This window comes from uncultured Streptococcus sp. (genome assembly GCF_963528215.1).
Taxonomy (GTDB): Bacteria; Bacillota; Bacilli; order Lactobacillales; family Streptococcaceae; genus Streptococcus.
Map to the genome: position 1 here is coordinate 38,111 of NZ_CAURVL010000013.1, position 10,512 is coordinate 48,622.

The window sequence follows — 10,512 nt, forward strand, 5'->3', positions numbered from 1 at the left end:
AATGATTTCTTATCTCTCATTATACGTTTTTTATCTGAAAATGTCTTAAAAAAATCAAATTTTTATTTATGAAAACGCACACAGAAGATTGCTGTCAAGAAAAGAGGCTGCTCAAGTTTTGGTTGAGCAGCTTCTAGAGCTAGAATAGCAAAGTAATTACGCCTTCTCATCTTGGAGTGCCGCTTGAGCGACAGCCAGTCTTGCTGCTGGAACTCGATAAGGAGAGCAGGAGACATAGGTGACACCAATTTCTTGGAAGAAGGGGATGGAAGCCGGATCGCCACCGACCTCACCACAGATGCCAATTGAAAGGTCAGGCTTGACTTGACGGCCCTTGCTGATAGCTATCCGCATCAATTCACCAACACCGGCTTGGTCGACAGTTTGGAAAGGATCAAAAGGAAGGATTTCTTTCTCCTTATAATGGCCGATGAATTTTGCAATATCGTCCCGTGAGAAGCCATAGGTCATCTGGGTCAGGTCGTTAGTACCAAAGCTGAAGAAGTCTGCTTCCTGAGCTAGCTGGTCTGCAACCAGACAGGCACGCGGAAGTTCAATCATGGTGCCAATTTCATAAGGGAAAGGTTCCAGACCTTGATATCTAAAGAGCTTGTTGATATGTTGGGTGAGAAAGGCTTTGACAGAGTCCAGCTCAGCCTTGTCTGCAATCAGCGGAATCATGATTTCTGGCTTGACGGTCAATCCTTCCCGACTCAGCTTGATAGAACTCTTGAAGACGGCTTCGACCTGCATCTTGTAAATCTCTGGTTGCGTAATCCCCAGGCGGCAGCCGCGGTGACCCAGCATAGGATTGCTTTCTTGCAGCTGTTCAATGCGGCGAGTCAGTTTTTCTGGTGATTTGTGTAGTTTGTCAGCCAAAGCCTTGATTTCCTGTGAATCTTTAGGTAGAAATTCATGCATCGGTGGATCCAAAAGACGGATAATCATAGGTTTGTCCTGAACTGTTTGGAACATTTGATAAAAGTCTTTTTCTTGGAACTCCAGCAGTTTTTTGAGGGCGGACCTGGTTTCCAATTCGTTGTCGGCTAGAATCAGGCGTCGCATTTCTAGAATCCGTTCTTGACCAAAGAACATGTGTTCGGTACGAGCCAGACCAATGCCCTTTGCCCCAAACTTAATAGCTGTTTTCAGATCTTGAACGGTCTCAGCGTTGGCACGGACTTTGAGTTGTGCGAACTCATCTGCCCATGAAAGCAAGCGCTGAAGTTCTTGGTCATTTTCGACTAGGACGGTTGGAATCTCACCGCTATAAATGCGTCCCGAGCTGCCATCAACTGAAATGACATCACCCTCAGTCAAAACAAGACTTCCGCAGGAAACAGTTTTGCTGTCCTCGCTGATGGTTAGCTCTTCACAGCCAGCCACACAGCAGGTTCCCATTCCCCGAGCTACGACAGCTGCGTGAGAGGTCATACCGCCCTGACTGGTTACGATGGCTTGGCTGACGACCATACCCTCAATGTCTTCAGGGGAAGTTTCTTGCCGTACTAAAATGACCTTTTTACCCAAGGAGTGGTAGTCTTTGGCGCGCTCAGCTGTAAAGACAATCTCGCCAGTTGCAGCACCAGGGCTGGCTGGTAGTCCTTGAGCCAAGAAAGGAGCATCTTGTAGGGCTTTTTCTTCAAATACAGGATGGATGAGCTGGCTAATCGTAGCAGGAGATACGCGCTGGAGAGCTTCTTTTTTGCTGATAATGCCCTCGTCTACAAAATCTAAGGCGATTTTCAAAGATGCCTTAGCAGTCCGTTTACCGTTTCTAGTTTGGAGAATATAGAGTTTACCCTTTTCTATGGTAAATTCGATATCTTGCATGTCCTTGTAGTGATTTTCGAGAATCTTAGCATAGTCTTGGAAGGCTGCATAGGCCTGAGGGAGAGCTGTCTCAAGTGCAGCGATAGGCTCAGGAGTCCGAATGCCGGCTACGACATCCTCTCCTTGTGCATTGAGCAAAAATTCGCCAAATAGCTGATGCTCACCACTGGCTGGGTTTCTAGTAAAGACGACTCCTGTACCACTGGACTGGTCGCTATTGCCAAAGACCATGGCTTGGACATTTACCGCTGTTCCCAAATCATGAGGAATATCATTCAAGTTGCGGTAAACCTTAGCTCTAGGGTTATTCCAAGACTTGAAGACTGCCTTGATAGCAGCGTAGAGCTGTTCTTTCGAACTTTGGGGAAAGGTTTGATGATGCTCGCGGTAAAGCTGCTTATATTGCTCAATTAATGCTTGATGCTCTTCCAGTGTGAAATCCTTGGCCTGTTTGCCAGCATTCTTTTCGAAATAGCCCAAGAGGTCATCGAACTCGTCCTTGGAGATACCATAAACGACATCAGCAAACATTTGCAGCAGACGGCGGTAGCAGTTGTAGGCAAAGTCAGCATTGGTCTTCTCAGCCAGAGTCTGGGTTCTTAAATCGTTTAGGCCTAGATTGAGAATAGTGTCCATCATGCCCGGCATGGAAAACTTGGCTCCGCTTCGAACAGACACTAAGAGCAAGGCTGAGTCGTTGCCGCTGAAATATTTACCGGTTTTCTCTTCCAGTTCGGTAACCGCTTTCAAAATATCTTCTTTTAAAGAAGATTCAAAGAAATAAGGGCTTTCTAAATATTCGATACAGCTTTCTGTGGTAATAGTAAAACCTGGAGGGACAGGCAGTCCCAAATTGGTCATTTCAGCTAGGTTGGCTCCTTTTCCGCCAAGCAGGGCTTTGTAATCTGCACATCCTTCCTCGAAGGAGTAAATCCATTTCGCCATATTTACCTCCAAAATTATGAAATATGTGTCATATTGTAGGACAAATACATTGTAATATACATCACATATATTTGTCAACCGAAAAAAGCATCCTATTTTATTGACAATTTTTCTTTTTTTGTTATAATGTGTTACAAAATGATGATTATTTAAACGTTTGAAAATGAAATATGAGCAATAATCCCTAAATTTTAAGCGAAATTCGGCTAATCATCTATTATAAAGAACGAAGGAGTCAGACCTATTTGAAATTAAGCGAACGGCAAAAGAAAATTGTAGAAATTGTAAAAGAACACCAGCCACTCAGCGGTGAGAAAATCTCTGAATTACTAGATATTTCTCGGGCGACCTTGCGCTCGGACCTGTCTTTTCTGACCTTGGTTGGGATTTTGAAGGCTACGCCTAAAGTTGGTTACACGTACTCGGGCTCAGATTTAGAGACGCTTTTCTTTTTCGATACCTTTCGAAAGGAAGTGGCAGAGATTATGACTTCGCCTGTTTTGGTATCTCATGATTCTTTTATTCAAGATGCCATTATTACATTATTTATGTATGATGCGGATGTTCTCTATGTTATTGATGAGCATAAGCTGCTCTTGGGGATTTTGTCGCGTAAGGACTTACTGCGGGCTTCGCTCAATACTAACATTGATAGCACTCCTGTAGCGGTCTGCATGACCCGAATGCCCCATATCAAAACTTGCTACAAGAATATGAATATTTTGGAAGCGGCAGCAGTTTTGCAGGATTTTGCGATTGATTCGCTGCCGGTAGTTGATGAGGATAATGAGCGTAAAATTTTAGGAACTGTGACCAAGTCAGCTCTGCTGGATTATATTATTCAAGAGGCTAGAAGCGCTGAGGTTAATAGATAAGAGGAATGAACATGAAGAAAGAAATTATTGTTTACAGCATTTCAGATTCTTTGGGGGGGACTTCGCAGAAGTTGCTGTCTGCAGTGACAGCCCAGTACCCAGATATTATTTTTAATAACAGCTATCGTTTTCCATTTATCAACAAGGAAGAAGAATTGCTGGAAATTCTGCGTGATGCCATCAAGGACGATGCCCTTGTTATTAGTACTCTGGTCGATGGTAAGCTAGCAGCTGTAGCTAGAGAGTTCAGTCAGGCCAATGGCCTTGCTTATCTGGATTTGATGCATCCATTTTTTGAGATTATCAGAGAAAAAACAGGCACCAGTCCAATAGAAGTGCCGGGTACCTTGCACCGGCTGGACACTGAGTATTTTAATAAAATCTCCGCTATTGAGTTTGCGGTCAAATACGACGATGGCAAGGCACCACAAGGATTTTTAGATTCGGACTTGGTGCTCTTGGGCGTCTCCCGTACATCCAAAACGCCACTCAGTATTTATCTGGCTAATAAAGGCTACAAGGTTTCCAACTTGCCTTTGATTCCAGAAGTACCTCTTCCTCAGGTCTTGGAAAAGGTTGATCCGGAGCGGATTATCGGCCTCTTATGTGAGCCAGAAAAACTGTCTAAGATACGCAGCAATCGCTTGAATTCTCTGGGATTAACCCAGTCGACCAGCTATACAGATCTGGAAAAAATATACGAAGAACTAGACTACTCAAAAGAAGTCTTTAAAAAATATCGGGCACATGTCATCAATATCACGGACAAATCAATCGAGGAGACAGCTTTCTTGATTGAAGACCATTTAAAGAAATTGAGATAAGAGAGAAGATTGAGAGAGCGGTTATAGAGTGAGGGCTGAAGATGGAGCAATATAAGCGTATTTTACTGAAAGAATTTGACAGTCGCCAGAAGGTCATTACAGAGCTGACCAACCTAGAGGCAATTTTGAACCTGCCCAAAGGGACGGAGCTGTATATCAGTGACATTCATGGGGAGTTTGCTGCTTTTGACTATATTTTGAGAAGCTGTGCAGGTATCCTCAATGAGAAGATCAAGGACTGTTTTGGGGACACCTTGTCAGAAGCTCACAAAGACCGCTTGTCAGCGCTGGTTTCCTATCCTGAGCTTGTTTTGGGGGAAGAAACTAAAGGCCAAGACTGGTATCAGGAAACCATTCCCCAGCTCTTGAATTTGCTAGCTTTTGCAGGTGCCAAATACAGTCGGTCCAAGGTCAGAAAGGCCTTGCCGCCTCAATATGCCTATATTATCGAGGAGTTGCTCTATAGTGACAGGGCTCTGGCTGATAAAAAGTCTTATTTTGAGAATATCCTGACTTATGTGATTGAGCTGAGAGAAGCGGTGCCCTTTATTTTGGGCTTGGCCCGAAGTATTCGGCAGTTGTTGATCGACCATCTGCATGTGGTTGGAGATATTTTTGACCGAGGAGCTGGCAGTGCTCAGGTCATGGATGAACTGCAGCATTTTCACTCGCTTGATATTCAGTGGGGTAATCACGACATTATCTGGATGGGAGCCTTTTTTGGCTCCAAGGCTTGCTTGCTCAATGTGCTGCGTATCGCAGCTCGCTATGGCTATCTCTGGGATATCGAGAAAGATTATGGTTTAAACCTGCGCTCCTTGACTCTTTTTGCGGACAAGACTTACCAGTCTAATCCCAAGTTTAGGCCTATTCTTGGTGCTAGAGAGCAGGAGTTTTCAGATGAGGAAATTCTGCAACTGGAAAAGGTTCACCAAGCCTTAGCGATTATCCAGTTCAAGCTGGAAAATCAACTAATCAAACGGCGGCCTGAATTCCAGATGCAGGACCATGTGATGCTGGACAAGATTGATTATTGGGAAGAAAGTGTTACGATTGACGATACCAAGCATCCCCTGGTTAACACCTGCTTCCAAACTATCAATCCGGAAAATCCGTCAGCTTTGACACCAGAAGAAAATCAAGCTGTAGACAGTATGATGGCCTCATTCCAAAATTCTCTTAAGATGGCTGAGCATATGAGTCTTCTGATGAACAAGGGCTCTATGTATAAGATTTACAACCATCACTTGCTTTTTCACGGCTGCATTCCTCTGGAGCCGTCAGGAGAATTCCAGCCTTTCATTCTCAATCAAGCCCATTATTCAGGCAAGGAATTGCTGGATTTCTTTGAGTATCATATTCGACAGTCGGCCAAGAACAAGGAAGTGGGCGATGATTTGTCGACTGACTTGATTTGGTATTGCTGGAAAGGTAAGCTATCGCCCCTGTTTGGAAAAGAAAAGATGACTACCTTGGAGCGCTATTTCATTGAAGATAAGGACACCCACAAGGAAGTGGAAAATTCTTATTTTTCTTATCGTAATTCTGAGAAAGTCTGTCAGCTTATTTTGGAAGAATTTGGCCTCTTTTCTCAAGAGTCTAGGATGGTCAATGGCCATACTCCGGTTAAGACGGGCAAGGGAGAGTCGCCTATCCGTGGTGGCGGTTTGCTCTTTGTCATTGATGGCGGTCTGTGTGAAGCCTATCAAAAGAAGACCGGTACGGCGGGCTATTCCTTGCTCAATAATTCCTACGGTTTTCAGTTGGTCACCCATCAGCCTTTCCAAAATGCCCAAAAGATTGTGGAGGCGCCTTTTGCTCAGACCTCTTTGAAAAAGGTGGTTGAAAATGTAGAGGAACGAACCCTTATCAAATCTACTACCATTGGTCAGAGCTTGTTAGCTCAACAACAGGAACTCTTTAGCTTGCTGCATGAGTTTTATGACCGGTGATATTTATCCCTAAGTTCTACAGAATTTAGGGCTTTTTCTTTCTTGTTCCAGTTTCTCTTTCGTGTTACAATAGGAGTATTGAAATTTAGAGGAAAGAACATGATTTATTTAGATAATTCAGCGACAACCAAGCCTTATCCCGAGGCTTTGGCTGCTTACACAGAAGTAGCTTCTAAAATCTGGGGCAATCCATCCAGTCTGCACAGTTTAGGCAGTCAGGCAACCCGTCTCTTAGAAGCTTCACGCAGGCAAATTGCAGAGCTTTTAGCCAAGTCTTCTTCGGAGATTTTTTTTACGTCTGGAGGGACTGAAGGGGACAACTGGGTGCTAAAGGGAGTTGCTTTTGAAAAGGTTCCTTTTGGCAAACACATCATCGTATCTAACATTGAGCATCCTGCAGTTAAAGAATCAGCCCTCTGGCTTCAGAGTCAAGGCTTTGAAATAGATTTTGCCCCAGTAGACAAGGCGGGTTTTATTGAGGTAGACAAGCTGGCTGAGTTGATTCGACCAGACACCACTCTAATTTCCATCATGGCTGTCAATAATGAAATCGGCAGTATTCAGCCCATTCAGAAGATATCCGAACTACTAGCAGACAAGCCGACTATTTCCTTTCATGTGGATGCAGTACAAGCTGTTACGAAGATTCCTACAGCTGCTTATCTGACGGATCGCGTGGATTTTGCGACATTTTCCAGTCATAAATTTCACGGTCTGCGGGGCGTAGGATTTGTCTATATCAAGTCTGGCAAGAAAATCAGTCCCCTCTTGACTGGTGGCGGTCAGGAGTCGGACAAGCGCTCAACGACAGAAAATCTAGCTGGCATTGCTGCCACAGCCAAAGCTTTGCGTCTATCCATGGAAAAGCAAGAAGTATTTGCCCAGCGGACGGCTCAGATGAAGAAGATTCTCCTTGAAGAGCTGCAGAAGTATCCAGATGTGATGATTTTCTCAGACCTGGAAGATTTTGCGCCCCATATACTAACCTTTGGTATCAAGGGAGTGCGAGGTGAAGTTGTCGTTCATGCATTTGAAGACTACGAGATTTATATCTCGACTACCAGCGCTTGCTCTTCTAAGGCTGGAAAGCCAGCAGGAACCCTAATCGCTATGGGCGTTGAGAAATCTCTCGCTCAGACTGCTGTTCGTATCAGTTTGGATCTTGACAACGATATGAGCCAGATGGAGCAGTTTTTGACAGCTTTTAAAATCATTTACGAAAAAACCAGAAAAGTAAGGTAAACAATGCAATATTCAGAAATTATGATACGCTACGGTGAGCTGTCTACTAAGGGCAAGAACCGCATGCGCTTTATCAACAAACTCAAACGCAATATCCAATCAGTCTTATCAATCTATCCACGGGTTCATGTCAAGGCTGACCGTGACCGCACTCATATCTATCTGCAAGGAACCGATTATCAGCCGGTCGCTGAATCACTCAAGCAGATTTTTGGGATTCAGAATTTCTCACCATCTTATAGGGTTAAAAAGTCTGTACCAGCCTTGATTGAAGCTGTTCAAACTATCATGAAGCAAGTCTATCAGGAAGAGATGACCTTTAAGATTACCAGCAAGCGCAGTGACCACAGCTTTGAATTGGATAGCCGCGAGCTTAACCAGACGCTTGGTGATGCTGTTTTTGAGGCTATTCCCAATGTTCAGGTCAAGATGAAAGCACCAGATATTGAGCTGCGGGTCGAAATTCGTGAAGAAGCGGCCTATATCTCGTATGAAACGATTCGTGGTGCTGGAGGACTGCCGGTTGGCACTTCAGGAAAAGGTATGCTCATGCTTTCTGGTGGGATTGACTCACCAGTGGCTGGCTATCTGGCTCTTAAGCGCGGTGTGGATATTGAGGCGGTTCACTTTGCCAGTCCGCCTTACACCAGTCCAGGTGCTTTGAAAAAAGCTCAGGATTTGACACGGAAACTGACCAAGTTTGGCGGTAATATCCAGTTTATTGAAGTGCCTTTTACTGAGATCCAAGAGGAAATCAAGGCCAAGGCTCCAGAAGCCTACCTGATGACACTGACTCGTCGCTTTATGATGCGTATTACGGACCGGATTCGAGAGGAGCGGGGCGCTCAAGTCATCATCAACGGAGAAAGTCTCGGTCAGGTAGCAAGTCAAACGATTGAAAGTATGCAAGCTATCAACGCAGTGACCAATACACCGGTTATTCGTCCTGTCGTGACCATGGATAAGCTGGAAATCATTGACATTGCTGAAAAAATCGATACTTTCCAAATTTCCATCCAGCCATTTGAAGACTGCTGTACCATTTTTGCTCCAGACCGACCTAAAACTAATCCGAAAATCAAGAATGCTGAGAAGTACGAAACTTACCTGGATGTTGAAGGCTTGGTGGAGCGCGCTGTTGCAGGAATCATGATTACAGAAATCAGACCAGAAGCTGAGACCGACGAAGTTGATGAGCTGATTGAGGGGCTCTTGTAAAAGCGAGAGAAGGTGACGTTTATGCTTGCTGTTTTTCTCTTAATTCCTTTTCTGCTGATTCGTTTTCCTTTATTAAGTCATTTTGGAAAAAATGCTTTGTCACGCGCAGCTTATTTTGCACCAATCCAGGGAAAGGAAAAGATAGCTTATATGATTTATCAATTGAGTAATCTAGCCTTGTTCATAACTCCTTTTTTGCTTGAAATTAAGTTTGATTTTTCTGTTTTCTTTTATGCTGGTATAGCTATTTACCTGCTTGGTTTGGCTTTGTGTGCTATCAGTATGAGGGATTTCGCTAGACCAAATGCAAACGGCATGAATACAAAGGGTCTTTATCGCTATTCCCGTAATCCCATGTATGTAGCTTACTTTGTTTGTTTTTTAGGAATAGCTTTTTTGACTAAGTCAATGATTTTCTTTCTGATTTTATTCATTTTTCAGACTTCGGCCCACTGGATTATCCTCTCCGAGGAGCGCTGGTGTCTTGAAAAATTCGGAAAGTCTTACCAAGACTATCAAGATAGGGTGCGGCGTTATATTTAGAAATTTTCTGAACTAATAATTATTTAATAAAGCAGTTAGCGGATAACAGAAATAGTCTTTGTTCATTAGTGGATAAAATCTAAAGATAATCCGTGAAAATCCGTTTTCATGAGATAAAAAAGCTTGCTAAAGAGCTGCAGAAGTGCTATACTTATAGAGTTGACTATGCACATTCCTGTGCAACCGCGCGAACATCGTTGCTCACTCTGTGAGATAGAAGTGGTTCGTCCCACGATGCTAGGCGAGTCTTCACAAAATTCGGGGAAACCCTAAAAAATCATAGGAGGTGCATAATGAGCACATACGCAATCATTAAAACTGGCGGAAAACAAGTTAAAGTTGAAGTTGGTCAAGCAATCTACGTTGAAAAGTTAAACGCTGAAGCTGGTCAAGACGTTACTTTTGACGAAGTTGTTCTTGTTGGTGGTGAAAACACTGTTGTCGGAACTCCGCTTGTTGCTGGAGCTTCTGTTGTCGGAACTGTTGAAAAACAAGGCAAGCAAAAGAAGGTTGTTACTTACAAGTACAAACCTAAAAAAGGTAGCCATCGTAAACAAGGTCACCGTCAACCATACACTAAGGTTGTCATCAACGCTATCAACGCTTAATTTTAAGGAGATTAAATGATACACGCAGTCTTTGAAAGAGCCGAAGATGGCGAACTGAGGCGTGCAGAAATCACAGGTCACGCCGCGAGTGGCGAATACGGCTATGATGTCGTGTGTGCGTCCGTTTCGACGCTCGCCATTAATTTTGTCAATTCAGTTGAGAAATTCGCAGGCTACGAACCAAACTTAGAATTAAACGAAATAGAAGGCGGTTATCTGAAGGTTGAAATTCCTCAGGATATACCGTCGCACCAAAGAGAAATGACTCAGCTTTTCTTTGAATCATTTTTCCTAGGAATGGCAAACTTATCGGAGGACTCATCTGAGTTCGTCCAAACCAGAGTTATCACAGAAAACTAACACGGAGGAAAAACATTATGTTAAAAATGAATCTTGCTAACTTGCAACTATTCGCCCACAAAAAAGGTGGAGGTTCTACATCTAACGGACGTGATTCACAAGCGAAACGTCT

At 43.7% G+C, this 10,512-nt stretch carries 10 protein-coding genes and 1 other annotated feature; of the genes, 9 read left to right on the plus strand and 1 reads right to left on the minus strand.

Annotated features, from left to right (window positions below; genetic code table 11):
* Window positions 1–156 precede the first annotated feature (156 nt).
* On the minus strand, window positions 157–2,778 hold the full coding sequence (gene ppdK, locus RWS24_RS06720; RefSeq protein WP_314366252.1) for a pyruvate, phosphate dikinase: 2,622 nt from the start codon (window positions 2,776–2,778) through the stop codon (window positions 157–159).
* A gap of 245 nt (window positions 2,779–3,023) precedes the next feature.
* Between ppdK and RWS24_RS06725 the strand changes: the two genes are divergently transcribed.
* From RWS24_RS06725 to RWS24_RS06765, 9 genes are all read left to right on the plus strand, one after another.
* Window positions 3,024–3,653, plus strand: coding sequence for a CBS domain-containing protein (locus RWS24_RS06725; protein ID WP_002930293.1), 630 nt, complete (start codon window positions 3,024–3,026; stop codon window positions 3,651–3,653).
* Between the two features lie 5 nt (window positions 3,654–3,658).
* Complete coding sequence (locus RWS24_RS06730) at window positions 3,659–4,477, plus strand: pyruvate, water dikinase regulatory protein (protein ID WP_314366255.1); 819 nt, start codon at window positions 3,659–3,661, stop codon at window positions 4,475–4,477.
* Between the two features lie 41 nt (window positions 4,478–4,518).
* On the plus strand, window positions 4,519–6,429 hold the full coding sequence (locus tag RWS24_RS06735) for a fructose-1,6-bisphosphatase (RefSeq protein ID WP_314366257.1): 1,911 nt from the start codon (window positions 4,519–4,521) through the stop codon (window positions 6,427–6,429).
* A gap of 99 nt (window positions 6,430–6,528) precedes the next feature.
* Window positions 6,529–7,671 (plus strand): cysteine desulfurase family protein, encoded by a 1,143-nt coding sequence (locus RWS24_RS06740; RefSeq protein ID WP_314366259.1) that lies wholly within the window; start codon window positions 6,529–6,531, stop codon window positions 7,669–7,671.
* Window positions 7,672–7,674: 3 nt separating this feature from the next.
* A complete protein-coding gene (thiI, locus tag RWS24_RS06745) occupies window positions 7,675–8,889 on the plus strand; it encodes a tRNA uracil 4-sulfurtransferase ThiI (protein ID WP_314366260.1) in 1,215 nt (404 codons plus the stop codon).
* Between the two features lie 21 nt (window positions 8,890–8,910).
* The gene (locus RWS24_RS06750; protein WP_314366261.1) at window positions 8,911–9,432 is read left to right on the plus strand and encodes an isoprenylcysteine carboxylmethyltransferase family protein; all 522 of its coding nucleotides are present in this window, start codon (window positions 8,911–8,913) and stop codon (window positions 9,430–9,432) included.
* 171 nt (window positions 9,433–9,603) lie between these two features.
* Window positions 9,604–9,691 (plus strand) — a sequence feature (ribosomal protein L21 leader region).
* A 34-nt stretch (window positions 9,692–9,725) separates the two neighbouring features.
* Entirely contained in the window at window positions 9,726–10,040 is a 315-nt protein-coding gene (gene rplU, locus RWS24_RS06755; RefSeq protein ID WP_002904398.1) for a 50S ribosomal protein L21, read from the plus strand.
* 15 nt (window positions 10,041–10,055) lie between these two features.
* Entirely contained in the window at window positions 10,056–10,400 is a 345-nt protein-coding gene (locus RWS24_RS06760; protein ID WP_314366263.1) for a ribosomal-processing cysteine protease Prp, read from the plus strand.
* Window positions 10,401–10,417: 17 nt separating this feature from the next.
* On the plus strand, window positions 10,418–10,512 hold a 95-nt coding region (locus tag RWS24_RS06765; RefSeq protein ID WP_314366265.1), incomplete at its 3' end, for a 50S ribosomal protein L27.